Source organism: Actinomyces massiliensis 4401292, assembly GCF_000269805.1.
In the GTDB taxonomy this organism is placed as follows: Bacteria; Actinomycetota; Actinomycetes; order Actinomycetales; family Actinomycetaceae; genus Actinomyces; species Actinomyces massiliensis.
In genome coordinates, this window is record NZ_JH711481.1 from 1,629,143 (window position 1) to 1,648,232 (window position 19,090).

Sequence of the window (19,090 nt, forward strand, 5' to 3'; positions counted from 1 at the left end):
GGAGGACGGGGCCCGCCCGAGAAGGCCCTCAGGCGCCCTCGGGTGAGGAACCGGAGTCGTGCGCCAGGCGCAGGGGCGTGACCGGCGCCGTGTCCGGCTCGTCATCATCGATGATGCCATCGACGTCATCGCCATCATCGACGCCATCGTCATAGTCGTCGTCAAGGTCGTCACTGCTGTCGTCGTCATCGGCGTCGACCGGGACCATGGTGACCTCGTGGGTGGTTTCATCCGGGGCGGCGGTCACCCGCTCTCCCGGCACCGGCGCCAGTCGGGGCTCGCGCGGCTCGATCAGCGGCTCGTCACCGACCTGATCGGCCAGGTCGTCGAGCATGGCCACCGCATCCTCGATGATCCTGTCCCGGGCGGCGCGCACGCCGTGCAGCAGCCACCTCGCCAGGCTCAGCTCGCTGACCAGCTCGGCGCGATCCCGCAGATGCTTGTCCACGCCCTCGGTGCGGGCCAGATCGTAGGCGCCCTCGATGGAGTCCAGGCAGTCCACCGGCACGGAGGCGTAGATCCACGCCATGTCCTCCGCGGGGTCCCCGACATGCGCCTGACTGAGCCCGCGCATGGCCACGACCGCGCCCCCCGCCGTCAGGACGTTCTCCGCGTCGAGGTCCCCGTGCACCACCACCGGGCGGAACCTCCACAGTGTGGGGTCCTCCAAGGCCGACTCCCACCGGGACAGCAGCGCCGGTGGCACCCTCCCGGTCCCGGCGGCGTCGTCCATGAGACTCAGCCAGCGGTCGCGGACCTCCTGAGCGTCGTAGACCGGCATGCCCGCCTCGGAGATCACGGAGGTGGGCAGCTCGTGCAGCTCGCCCAGGGCGCGGCCCACGCCGGCGGACAGGCCGGGGCCCGGATGCAGGGAGGAGACGTCGACCGGCCGCCCCTCGAGATGGCTGCGCACCTGGATGTGCGCCTCCTCGCTGCGCAGGGTTCCGGCTACACGCGGCACGTTGAAGGTCAGGCGGCCGTCATCCACGATCCGGCCGATGCGGCGCAGCACCTCGGCCTCGGCGTCCAGACTCGCCCCGGTGGCGTCGTCGTGGGCCTCCAGGACCTCCCAGTGGCGGCCCCTGGTGTCGATCACGCCGACGATGTGCAGGGACTCGGACTCCTCCTGGGGCAGGGCCAGCCGTGCGGGGTCCAGCCCGGGCACGGCGACGCCCGCCAGAGCGGCCAGCGCCAGCGCAGACCGCTTGCGGCGGCGCGCCGCGGAGACGGGCAACGCGGATACGGGGGAGGGGGCCGATTCCGGCGTCGGCGATGAGGCAGCGGCGGGCGCGGCGTTGGGCGCATTCTCCGCGCTCGGCGGTGCGGCGGGGTCGGACGGTCCGGTGGGCGGCTGCGACATGGCTCAACCGTAGGCGAGTAGCGGGTTCTCGGGGTACTGCCGCGCCCGGTTGGATTTGGGGCGGGGTCCCCACGCGGACGTGCGCATGCGGGCCGGGGATCATGCGGCTGCCGGCCGGGAGGCGGCCGGCAGCCGGCGGAGCGCCGGTGACGAGTCGCTGCGGCGCCTCCGCCGCCCTCCGCTTTTCTTTCGGTGAGATCCGCGGAAAGTCGGTGCGTACCCGGGTCCACACTCGGTAGTTCTCGCCCTCCGGTGAGGAGCGCATATCCAGAGTTGTCCACAGGTTGGTCGTGAGGGCTGGCGCTGAGGCGAGAACGTGATCTAGGCTCCGAAACGTGGCACCGCTCACCTCCCTGTGGTGTCCCGTACGCCGGTAGCCTCCGCTCGCATGACGGTTCCCCCGGCGGTATCCCTGCCCGTCCCTTGAACCACAGCGAGGCCCATCATGGACGCAGCCGCGCTGCTCCACGACGAGATCCGTGAGCTCGTCCGTCGTCGGGGCATTGACCCGCTCAACGAGACCTCGGCTCTGGAGGCCCTTGTCGCCGAGGCCTCCGCCGATTACGTGACTCGCGCCGACGCCGGGCTCGTGCCGCCCCTGCGCGACCCCGACGATGCCCAGGCCCGGGCCGTCGACGCGCTGGCGGGGCTCGGCCCCCTCCAGCACTATCTCGACGACGACTCGATCGAGGAGGTCTGGTGCAATGCTCCCGGGCGAGTCTTCGTCGCCCGCGCCGGACGGCCCGAGCTGACCACGACGATCCTGGAGGACGAGGACCTGCGAGTCCTGGTCGAGCGCATGCTGCGGGTCTCCGGGCGCCGCCTCGATCTGTCCAGCCCCTTCGTGGACGCGCAGATGCCCGCGGGGGAGCGCCTCCACGTGGTCATCCCGCCCATCACCGCCCGGCACTGGGCCGTCAACATCCGCAAGCACTCCTCGCGGGCATCCCGGACGGCGGACCTCGTGCGCCTGGGCTCCCTGACCCCGCGCGCCGCCGCCTTCCTCGACGCCTCTGTCCAGGCGGGGCTCAACATTCTCGTCTCGGGCGCCACCCAGGCCGGGAAGACCACCATGGTCCGTGCACTGGCCGGGGCGATTCCCGCCGGTCAGCGCATCATCACCTGCGAGGAGGTCTTCGAGCTCTCCCTGCGCAACCGCGACTGCGTCGCCATGCAGACCCGGGCCGCCAACCTCGAGGGTGTCGGCGAGATCAGTCTGCGCCGTCTGGTCAAGGAGGCGCTGCGCATGCGACCGGACCGTCTTGTGATCGGCGAGGTGCGCGAGGCCGAGGCCCTCGACCTGCTCATCGCCATGAACTCCGGTCTGCCGGCCATGAGCACCGTGCACGCGAATTCCGCGCGCGAGGCCGTTGTCAAGATCTGCACGCTCCCGCTGCTGGCGGGGGAGAACGTGTCGGCCGCCTTCGTGGTGCCGACGGTCGCCAGTGCCGTGGACCTCGTGGTCCACCTCGACCTGGACGCCGAGGGCCGCCGGCACGTGCGCGAGATCGTCGCCCTGCCCGGGCGGGTCGAGAACGGCCCTCATGGCGCTGATGGCGCCGGTACTGTCGAGCTGGCCGACGTCTTCCACCGCGATGCCAGGGGGCGGCTCGTACGCGGTTCCGGTGCTCCGCCGTCGCCGGAGCGCTACGCCCGTGCGGGCCACGACCTGCCCGAGCTCCTCGCCCCGGAGAACGCCGCGCGGCGCGCCCAGGAGCGTGTCTGATGGGTGCGATCACGGGACTCATGGGCGGGATCGGCCTGGTGCTCGTGTGGCTCGCCCTGACGACGGAGCCGCCGCAGTGGCGCTCCGAGAGACAGCGCCACCTGTCCGACCTCCTGGTTCAGGCCGGAGTCGGACGCACCAGCCCCGCCGTCTTCGTTGCGGGCAGCGCGGCGCTGGGCGCTGTCGCCGCACTGGGATTCCTCGGCGTCTCACGCGCATGGCCCATTGCCGTGGCCTTCGGCGTCATCACCGCCGGCGCACCCTATGCGGTGGTCTCCAGCCGGGCCCGGGCGCGGCGCACCCGGCTGCGGGAGGTGTGGCCCGAGGCGGTCGACACCCTGGTGTCCGGGGTGCGCGCGGGCATGAGCCTGCCCGAGGCGCTGACCAATCTCGGCGAGCGCGGTCCGGAGGCCGTGCGCGAGCAGTTCCGCGCCTTCGCCGTCGATTATGCGGCCACGGCGCGCTTCACCGTGTGCCTGGACCGGCTCAAGGCGCGTTTCGCCGACCCCGTCGCCGATCGGATCGTGGAGGCCCTTCGCCTGGCTCACGAGGTCGGCGGGGGCGAGCTGGGCACCCTGCTGCGCTCCCTGTCGCGCATGCTGCGCGAGGATCTGCGCACCCGCGGCGAGCTCGAGGCCCGTCAGTCCTGGACCGTCAACGGGGCCAGGGTGGCCGTGGCCGCGCCCTGGCTGATCCTGGCCCTCCTGGCGACCCGCCCGCAGGCCGCCGCGGCCTACGCGACGTCGAGCGGCGCGCTCGTGCTGGCCGTGGGGGCGGTGGCCAGCATCCTGGCTTACCGCCTCATGCTGCGGCTCGGGCGCCTGCCCGAGGAGGAGCGGGTGCTGCGATGACCACATCCCTATCCCTGGGCGCCCTGGGAGCCCTGGCCGGCCTCACGGCGGCGTGCGGAATGCTCCTGATCGTCTCGGCGCTGCGGCGCCGTCGCCCCACGCTGGAGGACCGCCTCGCCCCCTACGTCCACGACCAGCCCGCGATCTCGGGCCTGCTGGGGGCGCATGCGCCGGACCCCGATGGGCGCCCGGGGAGCACGGTCTCGTCCGTGCTTCTGGCGACCATCGGTTCGGCCGGCTACGTGCTCGAGGGGCTGGGATCGTCGGCGGAGTCGGTGCGGCATCGGCTGTCGCGAGCGGGCAACGCCCTGACCTACGAGCAGCTTCGACTGCAGCAGCTCCTGTGGGCCGCGTCCGCCTTCGCCTTCACGATCGGTGTTGGGCTGCTGGCCTCGATAGTGCGTCATGTGAGCGTGCCGCTGCTGGTGGTCTCCGCCCTCGTGGCCCTGGTCGGTGGGGCGGCCTGCCGCGACTGGTGGCTCAGCCGGGAGGTCGAGCGTCGACGACGGCGCATCGAGATCCAGCTGCCCGACGTCGTGGAGCTGCTGGCCCTCGTCGTCGGGGCCGGACAGGGGCCCGTCGCCGCCATTGAGCGCGTCGTCGACCTCGGACGGGGCGAGCTGATCGATGAGCTCGCCCTCACCCTGGCCGATGTCCGCAGCGGCACGGTTCTGACCTCCGCTTTGACTCGTCTCGAGGGCCGTGTCGATTCCCTGCACGTGACGCGCCTGTCGGAGGCCATCTCCGTCGCCCTCGAACGGGGCACGCCGTTGGCCGACGTCATGCGCGCGCAGGCCGCCGATGCGCGGGAGGCCTCCCGACGCGCCCTCATGGAGGAGGGCGGCAGGCGCGAGATCGCGCAGATGGTGCCGGTGGTCTTCCTCGTCCTGCCGATCACCGTCGTCTTCGCCCTGTTCCCGGGACTGTTCGTCCTGCGCCTCGGGCTGTAAGCCCGACGCCTGCGCTCCCGCGCCCTTCCCGTCTTGCCCGTCTTGTTCCCGATCCCCGAATTCCTCCGTGAAAGGACAGCCAGTTGATTCATCTGATTCATCCCGATTCCGCACCCGCTCTCTTACCCGCCGCCGGTCCGGAGCGCCCGGGGCTCCCGGGTCACCGTCGCGCCTGGCTGTCGGCCGGCTGGCGCCAGGAGCGCGGCGACGTCCCCGGCTGGGTGCTGGTCACCCTGATGACCGCGGGCCTGGTCGTCAGCCTGTGGGCTGTGGCCGGGCCGGCCCTGACCCAGGTGTTCAACGATGCGATCGCCAAGGTCACCGGTGCCATCTGAGAGCGGGGCCCGCGGAGGCCATGGGGGTCCTGGTCCGCGAGGGGGCGAGCGCGGCTCCGCCGTGGTGGATTTCGTGCTGGTGGGCGTGCTCGTGATCGCTGTGTGCGTCGCGCTCCTCCAGCTCGCCCTGGGGCTGCATGTGCGCAATGTCCTCACCGATGCCGCCGGCGAGGGGGCCCGCAGGGCCGCACTGGTCGGCGGTACCGAGGGCGAGGCGGCCGAGCGCGTCGCCATGCTGACCGATGCCGTGCTCGCGGACGGCTACGTCGATGAGGTGACGGTGACGCGCACGAGGGTCGGCGGCACACCGGTGGTGCAGGCCGAGGTGACGGCGCCCCTGCCGGTGCTGGGGTTGTTCGGCCCTGCGGGCGCGCTGCGGGTGACCGGCCATGCAGTCGATGAGGCCGCGCTCGTGGCCGCCGCGCGGGAGGAGCCATGAGGGGCGGTGGGCGCGCACCGGGGTGCGGCAGCGGCCATCGCGCGCCCCGTGCCGTTATCGGGACGCGCGGGCAGGCATGCCAGGAGGGCGGCAATGCTCCCGTGGAGTTCATCGGCTGGACTCTCATCCTGGCCGTTCCGGTCCTCTACCTGCTCGTGGCGTTCGCCCAGGTCCAGTCGGCGTCCTTCGCGGTCGCCTCGGCCGCCGATGCCGCCGGCCGCGTCTTGGAGGTGGAGAAGGGGGAGGCCGCCATGGAGCACGCGCGCGTCGCTGTCGACCTGGCCCTGTCCGATCAGCATATCGACGCCGATCCTGCGGGCTCCCTGAGTCTGACGTGCTCGGATGACGAGTGCGCCAGGGGCGTCGTGCGCGTCGAGGCCGGAGTCGACCTGCCGATCTTGGGGGCGGCCGGCATCGGGCGCGATGCGGTCGTGCTCGACGCCGAGCGCGCCGTGAGTCTGGCGAGCTCCGAATGAGGCTCGGGCTGCTGCGTCACTTGCGCCACTATCACTATCGCTGCGCTGCCCGCGCCGCCGATCTGCGGCGCGGCGAGGACGGTCAGACCCTCCTGCTGGGCATCGGGGTGATCGCGGTCGTGGCCGGGCTCCTCCTGGTGGTGGCCGGCGCCACCGCCGTCTACCTGGATCTAAAGACCCTGACCTCGCTGGCGGACTCGGCCGCCGCGGCCGCCGTCGACGGTGTGGACGAGGACGGCTACTTCGAGGGAGTCGAGGCCGACGGCGCGCCCGGGCGCCTGACGGATGCGGGCGTGCGCGCGGCGGCGCTGTCCGATCTGGAGGCCCAGCCCGACCGCCTGGAGTCGGTGCAGGTGCGTCAGGCATCCAGTCCCGACGGCACCACCGCGATCGTCACGCTCACCGCCGAATCACGGCCTCCCTTCCTGCCGTGGGGTGCGATCCCGGCCCGGGGCTTCACCATCACCGCGACTGGTTCGGCGCGGGTATCGACGTCCCAGTGAGAATCCGGTGAGAGCCCAGTGAGCACAGCCGAGGCTGCGTCCTTCCTCTGTCCTTCCTCCGTCCTTTTGCGTCTCCTCCCGGATTTCGCGTCCTCGAGGCTCAGCCGTTCATGCCTGCTGCGCCCGCTGTGCCCGGTTGTGCTTGCTGTGCCCGCCTGCCGGCTGCTCGTCTGCCTGCTGCGCCCGCGGTTCCGCTCCTGCCGGCTCGTCAGCCCTCCGCAGCCGCGGCGCTGGGAGCCGTGGCTGCGGAGGCGGCACTGCCACGGTGCAGGCGCGTTCCGAGGAGCGCGCGCCGGTTGTGGGCGAGTTGGGCGATGTAGGCGCGCTTGACCGTGATGAGGATGCTGATCCCGACGATGACGTAGAAGGAGTTCGCGATGACGCTGGGCCAGGCGCCGGTGTAGGCGCAGTTGGCGACCAGCAGCACGCTGCCGGTGAGATTGAGCGCCTGGTAGCGCAGGGAATCCCCCACGATCCGCCCCTTGGAGACCAGGGCGTATGCCAAGAGGAGCTCAGCGGCGCCGATCCAGCCGCCGGTGGAGATGAGGATGCTCGCCATGTCGTTCACAGGCAGGATCGTGAACCTCGAACCAATGAAGATCAATCACATCTATCTGCATAGTCAGTGCAGTTTTCCTGAATTAAGGTCGAAACATGGACATCTCCGCTCACCGTATCGCCGTCCTTCTCGCCGTGCACCGCGCCGGAGGCGTTGTGGCGGCTGCGGATCTGCTCCACCTCAGTCCGTCGGCGATCAGTCAGCAGATCCGTCTGCTTGAGAAGGAGGCGGGCGTGCGTGTGCTCGATCGCACGCCCGAGGGCGCCGTCCTGACCGACTCCGGACGGGTGCTTGCCGAGGCCGCCGAGCGCATCGAGTCCGAGCTGACCACCGCCCGGCGCGAACTCGCGCTCATCGACGGCGATACTCCGACCGGCACCGTCCGCATCGGCACCTTCGCCACGGCGATCCGCGCGCTCCTCTTGCCGCTGCTGCTCACGCTGGAGGAGTCGCTGCCCGGCATCGAGCTGGTGATCGAGGAGGTCGAGGAGCGCGCGGCCCTGGCGCGGCTGCGGCAGGGCACGCTCGATCTCGTCCTGCTCGAGCGCGACTCGCACACCCTGCCGGCTCCGCCGCGCGCCATGAACGACGTCCCCCTGCTGGACGAGTCGTGGCTGGTGGTCGTCCCGCCCGGGCAGGCGGCCCCGAGCACACTGTCCGATCTGGTGCGCGCCACCTGGATCGATCTGGATCCGGCGACGGCCGGTGCCTTCGCGCTGGCCCGGCTCTCGCGCCAGCTCGGCACGCCGTTGAGCACCCGGCATGTGGTTGACGACTACGACGTCGTCCTGGCGATGGTGGGTCAGGGCCTTGGGTATGCGATTCTGCCGGAGCTCGCGGTGCACTCCGGCGTCGTCCCCGACGGCGTCGTCGTCTCCAGCTTGCCCGGCCTGGGCACCCGCCAGCTCGTCGTGCGTCATCGTGTCACCCGCACCGAGCCGACCAGTGCTGCGCGCGCCGTCCTGGAGGCGATGCTGGTGCGCGCCCAGGCCCTCGAGACGGGCTGAGTGCCGGCTGGCTATGACCCTCGTCGAGATCGACATTATCGAATGAGATCGACGGCGACACCGCCGATCTCATCCCAAAAAGTCGACCTCGACGCACCCTGCCGTAGACTCGCGGGGTGGCCACCGACTTCTCCGCTCAGATCGAACGACTCCGACACACCTACGCCTCCATTGCGGCGGTGACGGATCCCGAGGCGCTGCGCGCGCGCATCGCGTCCCTGTCCGAGCGGGCCGCCGCCCCGGATCTGTGGGACGATCCGGAGGCCGCCCAGGCGGTCACCTCCGCCCTGTCGCACGCCCAGGCTGATCTGGGGCGTGTCGAGGAGCTCGGCGCGCGCATCGACGATCTCGAGGCTATGGTCGAGATGGCCGGGGAGGAGAGCGGTGAGGACGCCGATGAGCTGCTCGCCGAGGCCGACAGCGATCTGGAGGCCATCTCCAAAGATCTGTCCGACTTGGAGATCCGCACCCTGCTGAGCGGCGAGTACGACCAGCGCGACGCCGTCGTCACGATCCGCTCGGGCGCCGGGGGAGTGGATGCGGCCGACTTCGCCGAGATGCTGCTGCGCATGTATACCCGCTGGGCCGAGCGTCACGACTACTCCGTCAAGGTCCTCAATACCTCCTACGCCGAGGAGGCGGGGCTGAAGTCCGTCACCTTCGAGGTCCACGCCCCCTACGCCTACGGCACGCTCAGCGTGGAGGGCGGCACGCACCGCCTGGTGCGCATCAGCCCCTTCGACAACCAGGGCCGCCGCCAGACCTCCTTCGCCGCCGTCGAGGTCATCCCGCTCATCGAGTCCACCGACCATATCGATGTCCCGGAGACCGACATCCGCATCGACGTCTTCCGCTCCTCGGGGCCCGGCGGGCAGAGCGTCAACACGACCGACTCCGCCGTGCGCATCACCCACATCCCCACCGGCCTGGTGGTCTCCATGCAGGATGAGAAGTCCCAGATCCAGAACCGCGCCGCCGCCATGCGCGTGCTTCAGTCGCGTCTCCTCTTGCTCAAGCAGCAGGAGGAGGACGCCAAGAAGAAGGAATTGGCGGGGGACGTCAAGGCGTCCTGGGGGGATCAGATGCGCTCCTACGTGCTCAATCCCTATCAGATGGTCAAGGACTTGCGCACCAACCACGAGGTCGGCAATCCCGATTCGGTTTTCGACGGCGACATCGACGGCTTCATCGACTCCGGCATTCGCTGGCGCAAGCAGCAGGAGAGCGCCGAGAGCTGATCCGGCAGAGATCACGACGCCTGTCAGGCGGCGAGGCGGTGCTAAGGGTGCCTGTGGTTCACGATGTGCTGCCTTGATGCCGGCCAGTCAGGGCGGGCCGGGCCTCTGCCTGTAGGCTTCACCACCACTCCTCGCACGGGGCGTAGTACTCGGTACAATGTGCAACTGCACAGTAGTTGCACCACAGTATGACGCATGCGACTCCTAGAGGAACGCCACCGAAAACGCAGGGAGTGCAGCATTCGAACAGTGCCTGATAATCGTAAGTACAGCATGTAGCCGGGGGCATGCCAAAAGCGCTGCAACAGTTGATTCCGTCGCTTGCGGCCAGCGAGTCATCGAGCCCTCCGGGGGCGGCCTCCTGCTCATTGAGACGACGAACGATGTTCTCGCCGTCGGTGTAGAATACCAATAGCGCGGTCCTGGGGGCGGATGACTCGCTGGTCTCCTTGACCAGGATGAAAAATAGTTCCTCGCTCATCATCAGAGCGGCTTTGAGGATAGTAGTCCCTCGCGATGAGATCGATGCGGTAACTCCAGTCGCAGCGGCGCCTACTGCCTCGCTCGGGTGTCCTGCTTCGATGACTCGACTCTGCAGGTCGGGAAGAATGGAGTCGCGCTCCTCCTGGGTGGCGTCACGTGTTCCAGAAAGACTCTCCTCGAACCACTGACGATCCCCCTGCTGGGCTGCCGCTGCGGTAGAAGTGGTAGGCCCCCCTGCAAGTGCGTAAACTGATGCCGCGAACGATCCGATAATTCCTCTCAGAATTGTGCGTCTGGTCGACATTCTCTCCTCCTCTGTCGTGTGGGGGTGAAGGTGGTCTCGAGGTTATCTTGTTTTAATGAGCTTTCTGTACCGCAACGATGATGCTGTGACGATGAGGACTGCGACAAGGCATGATAGTGCGAGGTTCTTGGTGTCTCCCAGTGGGCGAGGTAATATGAGGGTCGGCATCAGCGCGAGGGTGAGGATTGTGTTGCGCACGACAAGGCCGGCACTGACTCTCGTCGGAGATGTGCCACATCCACAGTCTTCGGGAGGGTTTTTTCTGACCAAGACGATAATCATGGCCACCGAGAATATGCACAACAGAAGAAAAAGGATCGCGGCCGAGGGCAGAGGTGATACATTTGAGGCTAGTGCAAGGCCGCCGAAGAACTCCAGCGGGGGAATGATAGATGCAAGAACTCGAGCCTCTCGCACTCCTGTCAGTCCGTAGCTCATGATCGCCGCCCAAAACAAGTTCGGCGCCCCCATCTTGGCTGCGCCCGACCGTACGAAGTAGCATCCGACGAGAAACCTGAGCAATTCATAAAGAACTGTCACGCTAAGACGCTCCTCGACTCCCAATCAGAACCTGACTTGCCCCATCTCCATTCGAGCTTCATATTAGCGTGCATTTTTTTGATGGCAAGGTCTCGACGGCAAGATCGCCTGGAAAGTTCCTGGGCGGGGGCCTGGTGCTTTATGCGTGAGAGCGCTTGCCCGACTGGCTGGGAGGTTGCCAGGCGCGGCCAATGGTCAGGGTTGCGGGCGCACTGACAAAGGTGTTCTGCATTAGCGTGACGTATGAATTTTGGGAGCGTATGCGGACAAGGGCCTGTGCTCCAGCGCGGGTACGGCACAGGTACAGTATCGGCGTGCGTCCTCTTGTCCTCATTCGTTTGAGTCGCGTCCCCAGGCTCGTCCGAGTACCTCACGCCCGCTATCATTGCCCCTTGTCTCGCCGTCAGGACGCTGGGTCCTTAGCCGTCCAGGAAGAGCCACTCGCTCCGAGGGCCAGATGCGCTCCTGCGTGCTCAACCCCTACCAGATGGTCAAGGACCTGCGCACGAGCTACGAGGTCAGCAGCCCCGGCTCCGTCTTCGACGGCGACATCGACGGCTTCATCGACGCCGGCATCCGCTGGCGCAAGCAGCAGGAAACGGCCGAGGACTGATCGGTTCGCTTCTTCAGAAACATCGTCGGAGTCAGGGATCCCCCGGAGGGGTCCCTGATTTCTTTTCCACGCGCCCCTGATTCCTTCAAGGTTCGATTGAGGTCACAAAATATGAGGCGTACCGTGAATTTTATGAGCGCATCACATGGAAAACCTCGGTCGGTGGAAGTCTCGTCAACACTCTCGTCTCTCGAGTCCTCGGATCTCAGTGGGGATCGATCGGATCAAGATCATCACCTCACTGTGGGCGGCAAGGTTCTGCGCATCGTGATTGCGTTTGTGATGATGTTCGCCTGTGCGCTCACGCCGGCCTTGTTGAAACAGATTCCTGCGATCCAGTCCTTTGCTCTCGCACATGAGAATCCCGATGATCTCTTGGAGTCCTTCGCGGTGGGGTCGTGTGTGTTGCTGATCTATGGGGCGGCGGTGGTGCTCGCTCTTATCCTGTGCTATGTCTTGGGTCGCACGCTTGACCGAGGTCGGCATGTCAGTGTGGGGCTGCGCATCGACAGGCGTGCGCTGCTCTGGCTGGTGGGGATGATTCTGGCTGCGCTCGTCGTGGACCTTGTGGTGGCCAGCATGCTCCATGCGCTCGGGCTTGCTGGTGGAGACCAGCCGGTACCCCAGGGTCCACCGTGGCTCATGATCGTCGAGCCCTTCTCCATAGCCTTCCTTCTTCAGGGAATTCCTGAGGAGGTGATTTGGAGAGGGTGGCTCTTCTCCTCGTTGGGTGAGACGCGTTTTGCAGCAGTGTCCAGCGTCCTCGGATTCACTGCTCTTCATCTCTTCTCTCAAGTAGGTCAGCAGAATCTCATCGAGCACCTCACATACCTCGTTTTGCCGTGCGGTTTCGCGGTGACCGCGTTGATTGTTCGGCTGGTATCGAGGTCAACCTGGGCGGCGATCGGAGTGCACGGAGGATTTCATATGGTGAACTACTTCGTGTCCGGTTCCATGCATCTCCCCGCTGACTCGGTGACCTGGGTGCTTCAAGGACTTCTCTGGGCCGCGGTCGGCCTTCTCATTCTCGCCTTCCACCGCCGTCGTCAGCAATTGGCGGCGTTGACAGACCTGCCATGTTGACACCCTCCATCTCCAGGAGACGTTCCTTCCGGTCGACCCCGCCTGCGTAGCCGCGCAGGCTCCCGTCGGAGGCGAGCACACGGTGGCACGGCACAATGAGAGTGATCGGGTTGTGCCCGACCGCGCCACCCACCGCCTGGGCGGACATCTGCTTCCTGCCGGTACGCCGGGCAACCTCGGCGGCGATGCGGGCATAGGTGCTGGTGGCGCCGAGGGGGATGGAGAGCATGATGGAGGTGACCATTTTCCTGAAGTCGGAGCCCTCGATATTGATCGGCGGAGTGAAACCCGGGTCAGTACCCTCGAAGTAGGCGCCGAGCCACTGGGCCGTCTGCATGAAAACAGGTAGACGGGGCTGGAGTACCGCGTCGTCGTCGATCGTCGAGCGGTCGTACTTCTGACCGTCGAACCACAGGCCCGTGAGATACTCGCCATCGCTGGCCATGGTCATGGTGCCAAGGGGTGACTCGTAGTGACTGAGATAGTGCATTGATTCCTTCCTCTCGTTCCTCCTCCTGCTCATGGTGGCACAGCTCGGGCGCTGTTCTGCTCCTACCCGGCTCGCCTGGGCAGTGGTCCGAGAACATGAGCGTCCCTAGCGGGGCGCCGTGGATCTGCGTGCACCGTCTCACCTCCGCCGTCATCGCCATTGCTCCAGGGCTCCCTTAGGCTTGGCCACGGTGCGCACGGACGGGACCGGTCGGTCGCCGTCGTCGCGCAGAACCTCCGCTCACACCCTGACGAAAGGCGCGGCGAAGCAGTGGCTGAGTACATCTACCAGATGATCAAGGCGCGCAAGGCGCACGGCGACAAGGTCATCCTCGACGACGTCACCATGGCATTCCTGCCCGGCGCCAAGATCGGCATGGTCGGCCCCAACGGCGCCGGCAAGTCCTCCATCCTCAAGATCATGGCCGGGATCGACCAGCCCTCCAACGGCGAGGCCCGCCTGAGCCCCGGCTACAGCGTCGGCATCCTGCTGCAGGAGCCGCCCCTGAACGAGGACAAGACGGTGCTCGGCAACGTCGAGGAGGGCGTGGCCGAGATCAAGGGCAAGCTCGACCGATTCAACGAGATCTCCGCCGCCATGGCGGACCCCGATGCCGATTTCGACGCCCTCATGGAGGAGATGGGCGCTCTGCAGACCGAGATCGACGCCGCGAACGCCTGGGATCTCGACGCCCAGCTCGAGCAGGCCATGGACGCCCTGCGCTGCCCCCCGCCGGATGCCGAGGTGGGGCACCTCTCCGGCGGTGAGCGCCGCCGCGTCGCCCTGTGCAAGCTCCTCCTGGAGGCTCCGGACCTGCTTCTGCTGGACGAGCCCACCAACCACCTCGACGCCGAGTCGGTCCTGTGGCTGGAGCAGCACCTGTCCACCTACGCGGGCGCCGTCATCGCCGTCACCCACGACCGCTACTTCCTCGATCATGTCGCCCAGTGGATCGCCGAGGTCGACCGCGGCCACCTCTACCCCTACGAGGGCAACTACTCCACCTACCTGGAGACCAAGGAGAAGCGGCTGGAGGTCCAGGGCAAGAAGGACGCCAAGCTCGCCAAGCGCCTCAAGGACGAGCTGGAGTGGGTGCGCTCGTCGGCCAAGGGCCGCCAGGCCAAGTCCAAGGCGCGCCTCGCCCGGTACGAGGAGATGGCCGCCGAGGCCGAGCGCACCCGCAAGCTCGACTTCGAGGAGATCCAGATCCCGCCGGGTCCGCGCCTGGGCAACACGGTGCTCGAGGCCAGCCGCCTGCGCAAGGGCTTCGATGGGCGCACCCTCATCGACGACCTGTCCTTCACCCTGCCCCGCAACGGCATCGTCGGCATCGTCGGCCCCAACGGCGTCGGCAAGACGACTCTGTTCAAGACGATCGTGGGCCTGGAGGAGCTCGACGGCGGGGACCTCAAGATCGGCCAGACCGTCAAGCTGTCCTACGTGGATCAGTCCCGCGAGGGCATCGACCCGAAGAAGACCCTGTGGGAGGTCGTCTCCGACGGCCTGGACTACATCCAGGTCGGCAACGTGGAGATGCCCTCGCGCGCCTACGTCGCCTCCTTCGGCTTCAAGGGCGCCGACCAGCAGAAGCCCGCCGGGGTCCTGTCCGGCGGTGAGCGCAACCGCCTCAACCTGGCCCTGACCCTCAAGCAAGGCGGCAACCTCATTCTGCTGGACGAGCCCACCAACGACCTCGACGTCGAGACCCTCAGCTCTCTGGAGAACGCCCTGCTGGAGTTCCCCGGCTGCGCCGTGGTCATCACCCACGACCGCTGGTTCCTGGACCGCGTGGCCACGCACATCCTGGCTTGGGAGGGCACGGACGAGAACCCGGCCAGCTGGTACTGGTTCGAGGGCAACTTCGCCTCCTACGAGGAGAACAAGGTCAAGCGCCTGGGCCCCGAGGCCGCCCGCCCCCACCGCGTCACCTACCGCAAGCTGACTCGCGCCTGATAACCGCCGAGATCGGTCGAGTTCCGCGTCGAGATCGGTCTGGTTCCGGCTCGAGATCGGTCGAGTTCCGCGTCGAGATCGGTCCGGTTCCGGTGCTCGGTTAGTCTAGTCGGTTGACTAGGCGTGATCTGACGGAGGACCATGGCACCATGAAGACGGTGAAGGTCCATGAGGCGAAGACGCACTTGTCTGCGCTGCTGGCGGAGGTGGAACGCGGCTCCATGATCGATATCGCCCGGGGGCGACGGACGATCGCGCGGCTGGTCCCGGTAGACGACGGCGAACGGGAGCTCGGGTTCGGCGGCTATCACTTGCCCGACTCCTTCTTCGATGAGCTGCCTGAGGAGGAGCTGAGCGCCTGGGAGGAAGCGTGAGCGGTTATCTGCTGGATACACACGCTCTCATGTGGGCTATCAATGAGCCTTCTCGTTTGGGATCCGATGCGGTCAGGGTGCTGAGTGCGCGGGAGAATCGTGTGGTGGTATCAGCGGCGAGTGCGTGGGAGCTGTTCACTAAGCACCGTATTGGCAAGCTTCCTGGCGCGGGCCCCTGGCTGGATGCGCTTGAGGATCACGTTGTGCGGCTCGGGGCGGACATACTGCCGATCGAGTGGCATCATGCTCGTCTGAGTGGCCAGCTGGAGTGGGGGCATCGCGATCCTTTCGACCGTATGCTCGCCGCGCAGGCGATCCGGGAATCTCTGATTCTCATCACCGCCGATCCGGCCTTCTGGAAGCTTTCCGGGCTCAGAACTCTTTGGTGAGGGCGCCTCTATCTCGCTCGGTGGAGCCTTCCGGGAAAAGCGGGGGCACCTTCTCCTTGAAGGAAACAGCGCCCCCGCCTCATCATGCGCGGGATCTTGTACGGAGTGGGACGGCGCTTACTCCGCCAGCAGCGAGTAGGCGGTGACCTTGCCCAAGGGCCGCGTGGAGAGGAAGACCGCCGCCACAGCGGTCAGGAGCACCGTCGCCCCGACGGCCAGCGTCGGCCACTGCGGGATATCCACCGTGATCTGCTTGATCCCCACACCGCTGAGCAGCACTCCCAGCAGCGGCCTGATCAGCGCCCCGCCCGCCGCGCAACCCAGCGCGGTACCGAGGACGAGCGGGGGCAGGATGGTCCAGCGCACGCGAGTCGCCGCCTGACGCGTCGTCATCCCCAGGGCCTTGAGTAGCCCCGCAGTGCGGCGCGATTGCGCCACCAGGGAGGAGGTCATGAGTGCCACCACCAGGACCACGACGAAGCCGTTGAAGGCCATGAGGGACGTGGACAGCAGCGGGATCACGGAGAGGTAGCTCCCCATCTGCACCGCCATGGAATCCCGTGTATTGACGACCTGGAACTCAGAACCGAGCTCGTCCTGCAGTGCTTTGCCGACCGTTCCGGAATCGTCTGCACTGGTGACGAAGACGCCGACATCGGTCAATCTCGCATCGGGTGCGAGTTCCTGGTAGGCCGCACGGGTGAGGATCGCGAAGTTACCGATATTGGGCGCACCACTGGCCAGCCCCGTGACGAGGAAATCCTTCTCGATGCCATTGCGCTTCGCCGTCCAGGTGTCGCCGGTGTGGACCGCGAAGCGCTTCTCCACGCCCGGGCCCAGGACGATCTCGTTGGCATGATGCGCGGGTCGCCCCTCGTAGACGGGACTTATCGGCAGATCCTCCACATCGTCGACCACTAAGAAGAATATGTTCGTGCCGTCCACAGTCTCGACCTGTTGGGAGTAGGGGATCGCAGTCGCCACACCGGGTATGTCCCGGGCCTTGTCCACGGCGGCATCGACGTCATCGGGCGACTGCGCCGTCACGGTGACATCGGCGAAGGCGCTGCCCAGGAACAGCGACAGGGCGTTGTCCTTGATGGCGAGCATTCCCAGGCCGGAGGCTGAGAAGACCGAGGCAGTGGTGCATGCGGCGGCGACGACGAGGACGAGCACTGCCCGGCCCGGCGCCGCGAGCATCTCCTTGAGGCCGAGCAGCACGGCCAGTGGACCTCGCGTACGCTGCAGGGGCAGGCGAGCACGGGTGAAGGAATGGTCCGCCTGGCCGCCGCGCAGCGCCTCCACGGCGCTCATGCGGCCGGCGCGCCGCGCGACGAGGGCCCCTCCCAGCCAGATCATGACGCCCAGGCCCGCTGCGCAGCCCAGGAGTACCCCGGGGGCGACGTGAACTCTCCAGGTGATCCCCGTTTGAGCGCGCAGGACCGAGGACAGGTACGGCAGGACCGCGTAGCTCAGGGCCGCCCCGGCCGCCGCGCCCATCGCTCCCAGCAGTGCGAAGGAGAGCACCATGGGGCGCATCACCCCGCCCGTGGTGAACCCCGTGGCGCGCAGTGCGCCCACCGCAGCAAGGTCGTCGCGGATGGCGCCGCGCAGCATGAAGGCCAGAGTGAGGAGCGCCACGGCCGCGATCATGGAGGAGAAGAGCAGGATCACCACGGAGATGAGCCCGACCGATATCTGATTGGCCATGGACAGAGTTTCCCGGTCCATGTCCCAGACCGAGGTGACGTTCAGGCGCGAGGTGACCTCGCCGGTGAGGTCCCCGGCCTCGTCGGTGCTGCGGGTCTGCACCTTGATGAGTGTGGAGGGCACCCAGCCCGGCGGTTGAGCCCGCTGGGCCTGCGAGTCAGCTGCGCTGTCCTGTCCGCTCGCGGCGAGCTCGGCCTGGAAGCCGGCCATGTACTCCTCCGCGTCGGTCTCGAGGGCTCCGTAATCCTTGCTCGGCAGCCCGAACCGTAGGATCCCGGTCGACGGCATACCCCCGTAGGTCGCCTCGGTGAAGCCTTGGATATGGAAGGTCCGCTCGCCCATGGGGGAGGAGAGCGCCAGCTCATCGCCCAGTTCGTAGCCGCCCGCTGCTTGAAACGTGGACGGCACCCAGACGGGGTTCTCCACCGGACCGTCGAGCTGGGAGGCGATATCCCAATGCCCCATCCGCGGGGAGGCATCGACGTCGTAGAAGAGGAATCTGGACGGCAGCGTCGAGTCGGCGTAGGGGATCGAGCCCTGCACGAGGACGCCCGGTGCGGTCTCCAGCTCGCGCACTCGCTCATCGGATCGGAGAGCATCCTCGACGTCGTCGGCCTGCTCGCTCCGGGGCATGAGGATGACGGCGTCGGGGGAGTTCCACTCCTCGGCCTTGTGGTTCAGATAAGCGCCGTGCTGGGTCATCATGACCAGCCCGACATTGATCAGCAGGCCGGCGATGAGCGACAGGATCAGGACGGCCCCGGCCATGCCCGGATGCTTGCGGATGGTGCGGCGCGCCAGCAGCAGGGAGGGGCTGGACATCGGTGATGTCAGTGATTTCAGTGATGTCGGCATCCTTCACCACCCCATCCCAGCCAGGAAGGCGGTGAGCCTCTCAGTGCGCTGGTCGGCCGCGCCGGCCAGGGCGCACTCATCGGCGATGCGGCCGTCGCGCAAGTAGAGAACGCGGTCGGCGCGGGCGGCGGAGCGGACGTCATGGGTCACCATGACAATGGTCTGGCCGTCCTCGTGCACCTCACTGAGCAGGTCCAGGACGGCGGTGGAGTGCTCGGAGTTGAGCTGGCCGGTGGGCTCGTCGGCGAAGACCACGGTGGGGTGGTTCATCAGGGCCCGGGCGATGGCCACGCGCTGCGCCTCACCGCCCGACAGCATGGTGGGCACCTTGCTCCAGTCCCGCTCGGGCAGGTTGACGCGCTCCAGCAGTGAGCGCGCCCGGGCGGTGACGGCGCTGCGGTCCCTGCTGATGAGCAGGCCCACGGCCAGGAGGTTCTCCAGGACGCTCAGGGAGTCCAGCAGGTGCACCTGCTGGAACACGAAGCCGCAGTGACCGCGGCGGAAGCGGGCCAGAGCGTCCTCCTTCAACTCGGTCAGCCTCGTGCCGCCCAGCCTCACCGTGCCCAGCGTCGGTCGGTCCAGTCCGGACAGGGCGTACAGGAGCGTGGACTTCCCGGCGCCCGAAGGCCCCATGATCACGGTGAAGGAGCCTTCGTCGACCGCCAGGTCCAGGTTGCGCAGCACGTGCTGCTGCGAACCTCCGACCGAGAAGGACTTGGAGAGCTTGTCGGTGGTGACGACGGGGATTGCGTCGGCAGGCGCCTCGGGCTGCTTCCGCTGGTTCTGCTGGCTTTGCTGGTTTTCTCGGAGAGGCGGCATGTGGTGTCCCTTTCTCGTGCGACTGGATCGACG

19 protein-coding genes and 1 pseudogene are annotated in these 19,090 nt (G+C 67.5%); 14 read left to right on the forward strand and 6 right to left on the reverse strand.

Annotation, left to right across the window (positions count from 1 at the left end; translation table 11 throughout):
- Positions 1-28: 28 nt before the first annotated feature.
- Complete coding sequence (locus tag W5W_RS0106950) at positions 29-1,360, reverse strand: phosphotransferase (protein ID WP_017194866.1); 1,332 nt, start codon at positions 1,358-1,360, stop codon at positions 29-31.
- Positions 1,361-1,805: 445 nt separating this feature from the next.
- Here W5W_RS0106950 and W5W_RS0106960 point away from each other — a divergent pair, with 445 nt between their 5' ends.
- The 7 genes from W5W_RS0106960 to W5W_RS0106990 all read left to right on the forward strand — a co-directional run bounded on the left by W5W_RS0106960 (position 1,806) and on the right by W5W_RS0106990 (position 6,640).
- Entirely contained in the window at positions 1,806-3,086 is a 1,281-nt protein-coding gene (locus tag W5W_RS0106960) for a TadA family conjugal transfer-associated ATPase (RefSeq protein WP_017194867.1), read from the forward strand.
- Entirely contained in the window at positions 3,086-3,937 is an 852-nt protein-coding gene (locus W5W_RS0106965; protein WP_017194868.1) for a type II secretion system F family protein, read from the forward strand. Before W5W_RS0106960 ends, W5W_RS0106965 begins: the two co-directional genes overlap by 1 nt.
- On the forward strand, positions 3,934-4,887 hold the full coding sequence (locus tag W5W_RS0106970) for a type II secretion system F family protein (protein WP_017194869.1): 954 nt from the start codon (positions 3,934-3,936) through the stop codon (positions 4,885-4,887). Before W5W_RS0106965 ends, W5W_RS0106970 begins: the two co-directional genes overlap by 4 nt.
- Positions 4,888-4,970: 83 nt before the next feature.
- Positions 4,971-5,222 carry a hypothetical protein gene (locus W5W_RS0106975; RefSeq protein WP_017194870.1) on the forward strand — a complete coding sequence of 84 codons (252 nt, stop codon included), beginning with the start codon at positions 4,971-4,973 and terminating at the stop codon, positions 5,220-5,222.
- Positions 5,223-5,283: 61 nt separating this feature from the next.
- Positions 5,284-5,661 (forward strand): TadE/TadG family type IV pilus assembly protein, encoded by a 378-nt coding sequence (locus W5W_RS0106980; protein WP_017194871.1) that lies wholly within the window; start codon positions 5,284-5,286, stop codon positions 5,659-5,661.
- Positions 5,658-6,137, forward strand: a complete 480-nt coding sequence (locus W5W_RS0106985; RefSeq protein WP_238533276.1) for a peptidase T4 — start codon at positions 5,658-5,660, stop codon at positions 6,135-6,137. The genes W5W_RS0106980 and W5W_RS0106985 overlap by 4 nt, the downstream gene beginning before the upstream one ends.
- Positions 6,134-6,640 (forward strand): hypothetical protein, encoded by a 507-nt coding sequence (locus W5W_RS0106990; protein WP_017194873.1) that lies wholly within the window; start codon positions 6,134-6,136, stop codon positions 6,638-6,640. Before W5W_RS0106985 ends, W5W_RS0106990 begins: the two co-directional genes overlap by 4 nt.
- A 208-nt stretch (positions 6,641-6,848) precedes the next feature.
- Here the strand turns inward: W5W_RS0106990 and W5W_RS14770 are convergent, their stop codons facing one another.
- A complete protein-coding gene (locus W5W_RS14770; RefSeq protein WP_050980383.1) occupies positions 6,849-7,199 on the reverse strand; it encodes a CBU_0592 family membrane protein in 351 nt (116 codons plus the stop codon).
- 95 nt (positions 7,200-7,294) lie between these two features.
- Between W5W_RS14770 and W5W_RS0107000 the strand changes: the two genes are divergently transcribed.
- Both W5W_RS0107000 and prfB (W5W_RS0107005) read left to right on the forward strand, forming a co-directional pair.
- Positions 7,295-8,206 carry a LysR family transcriptional regulator gene (locus W5W_RS0107000; protein WP_017194875.1) on the forward strand — a complete coding sequence of 304 codons (912 nt, stop codon included), beginning with the start codon at positions 7,295-7,297 and terminating at the stop codon, positions 8,204-8,206.
- Between the two features lie 116 nt (positions 8,207-8,322).
- The gene (gene prfB, locus W5W_RS0107005) at positions 8,323-9,444 is read left to right on the forward strand and encodes a peptide chain release factor 2 (RefSeq protein WP_017194876.1); all 1,122 of its coding nucleotides are present in this window, start codon (positions 8,323-8,325) and stop codon (positions 9,442-9,444) included.
- Between the two features lie 829 nt (positions 9,445-10,273).
- Here prfB (W5W_RS0107005) and W5W_RS16940 read toward each other — a convergent pair.
- Entirely contained in the window at positions 10,274-10,771 is a 498-nt protein-coding gene (locus W5W_RS16940) for a MauE/DoxX family redox-associated membrane protein (protein ID WP_161603441.1), read from the reverse strand.
- Between the two features lie 454 nt (positions 10,772-11,225).
- Between W5W_RS16940 and prfB (W5W_RS15700) the strand changes: the two are divergent.
- Positions 11,226-11,384: pseudogene (gene prfB / locus W5W_RS15700) on the forward strand (peptide chain release factor 2); the annotation flags it as partial.
- 243 nt (positions 11,385-11,627) lie between these two features.
- Positions 11,628-12,467, forward strand: coding sequence for a CPBP family intramembrane glutamic endopeptidase (locus tag W5W_RS0107015; RefSeq protein ID WP_017194878.1), 840 nt, complete (start codon positions 11,628-11,630; stop codon positions 12,465-12,467).
- Here W5W_RS0107015 and W5W_RS0107020 read toward each other — a convergent pair.
- On the reverse strand, positions 12,406-12,957 hold the full coding sequence (locus tag W5W_RS0107020; protein ID WP_017194879.1) for a methylated-DNA--[protein]-cysteine S-methyltransferase: 552 nt from the start codon (positions 12,955-12,957) through the stop codon (positions 12,406-12,408). The two genes, W5W_RS0107015 and W5W_RS0107020, sit on opposite strands and share 62 nt — an antisense overlap.
- Before the next feature lie 270 nt (positions 12,958-13,227).
- Between W5W_RS0107020 and ettA the strand changes: the two genes are divergently transcribed.
- The 3 genes from ettA (at position 13,228) to W5W_RS0107035 (ending at position 15,673) form a co-directional block, all read left to right on the forward strand.
- The gene (gene ettA, locus W5W_RS0107025) at positions 13,228-14,910 is read left to right on the forward strand and encodes an energy-dependent translational throttle protein EttA (RefSeq protein ID WP_017194880.1); all 1,683 of its coding nucleotides are present in this window, start codon (positions 13,228-13,230) and stop codon (positions 14,908-14,910) included.
- 149 nt (positions 14,911-15,059) lie between these two features.
- Entirely contained in the window at positions 15,060-15,284 is a 225-nt protein-coding gene (locus W5W_RS0107030) for a type II toxin-antitoxin system Phd/YefM family antitoxin (RefSeq protein WP_008730492.1), read from the forward strand.
- Positions 15,281-15,673, forward strand: coding sequence for a type II toxin-antitoxin system VapC family toxin (locus tag W5W_RS0107035; RefSeq protein WP_008730494.1), 393 nt, complete (start codon positions 15,281-15,283; stop codon positions 15,671-15,673). Before W5W_RS0107030 ends, W5W_RS0107035 begins: the two co-directional genes overlap by 4 nt.
- A 117-nt stretch (positions 15,674-15,790) precedes the next feature.
- Here W5W_RS0107035 and W5W_RS0107040 read toward each other — a convergent pair whose 3' ends face one another.
- A complete protein-coding gene (locus W5W_RS0107040) occupies positions 15,791-18,205 on the reverse strand; it encodes an ABC transporter permease (RefSeq protein ID WP_017194881.1) in 2,415 nt (804 codons plus the stop codon).
- 36 nt (positions 18,206-18,241) lie between these two features.
- Positions 18,242-19,057, reverse strand: a complete 816-nt coding sequence (locus tag W5W_RS0107045; protein WP_008730490.1) for an ABC transporter ATP-binding protein — start codon at positions 19,055-19,057, stop codon at positions 18,242-18,244.
- Positions 19,058-19,090: the final 33 nt, after the last annotated feature.

Bases quoted from the DNA above. Each gene is read 5' to 3' on its own strand.
- W5W_RS0106950 (WP_017194866.1), bottom strand. From the start codon at position 1,360: ATGTCGCAGCCGCCCACCGGACCGTCCGACCCCGCCGCACCGCCGAGC.
- W5W_RS0106960 (WP_017194867.1), top strand. From the start codon at position 1,806: ATGGACGCAGCCGCGCTGCTCCACGACGAGATCCGTGAGCTCGTCCGT.
- W5W_RS0106965 (WP_017194868.1), top strand. From the start codon at position 3,086: ATGGGTGCGATCACGGGACTCATGGGCGGGATCGGCCTGGTGCTCGTG.
- W5W_RS0106970 (WP_017194869.1), top strand. From the start codon at position 3,934: ATGACCACATCCCTATCCCTGGGCGCCCTGGGAGCCCTGGCCGGCCTC.
- W5W_RS0106985 (WP_238533276.1), top strand. From the start codon at position 5,658: ATGAGGGGCGGTGGGCGCGCACCGGGGTGCGGCAGCGGCCATCGCGCG.
- W5W_RS0106990 (WP_017194873.1), top strand. From the start codon at position 6,134: ATGAGGCTCGGGCTGCTGCGTCACTTGCGCCACTATCACTATCGCTGC.
- W5W_RS14770 (WP_050980383.1), bottom strand. From the start codon at position 7,199: ATGGCGAGCATCCTCATCTCCACCGGCGGCTGGATCGGCGCCGCTGAG.
- W5W_RS0107000 (WP_017194875.1), top strand. From the start codon at position 7,295: ATGGACATCTCCGCTCACCGTATCGCCGTCCTTCTCGCCGTGCACCGC.
- W5W_RS0107020 (WP_017194879.1), bottom strand. From the start codon at position 12,957: ATGCACTATCTCAGTCACTACGAGTCACCCCTTGGCACCATGACCATG.
- W5W_RS0107030 (WP_008730492.1), top strand. From the start codon at position 15,060: ATGAAGACGGTGAAGGTCCATGAGGCGAAGACGCACTTGTCTGCGCTG.
- W5W_RS0107040 (WP_017194881.1), bottom strand. From the start codon at position 18,205: ATGTCCAGCCCCTCCCTGCTGCTGGCGCGCCGCACCATCCGCAAGCAT.
- W5W_RS0107045 (WP_008730490.1), bottom strand. From the start codon at position 19,057: ATGCCGCCTCTCCGAGAAAACCAGCAAAGCCAGCAGAACCAGCGGAAG.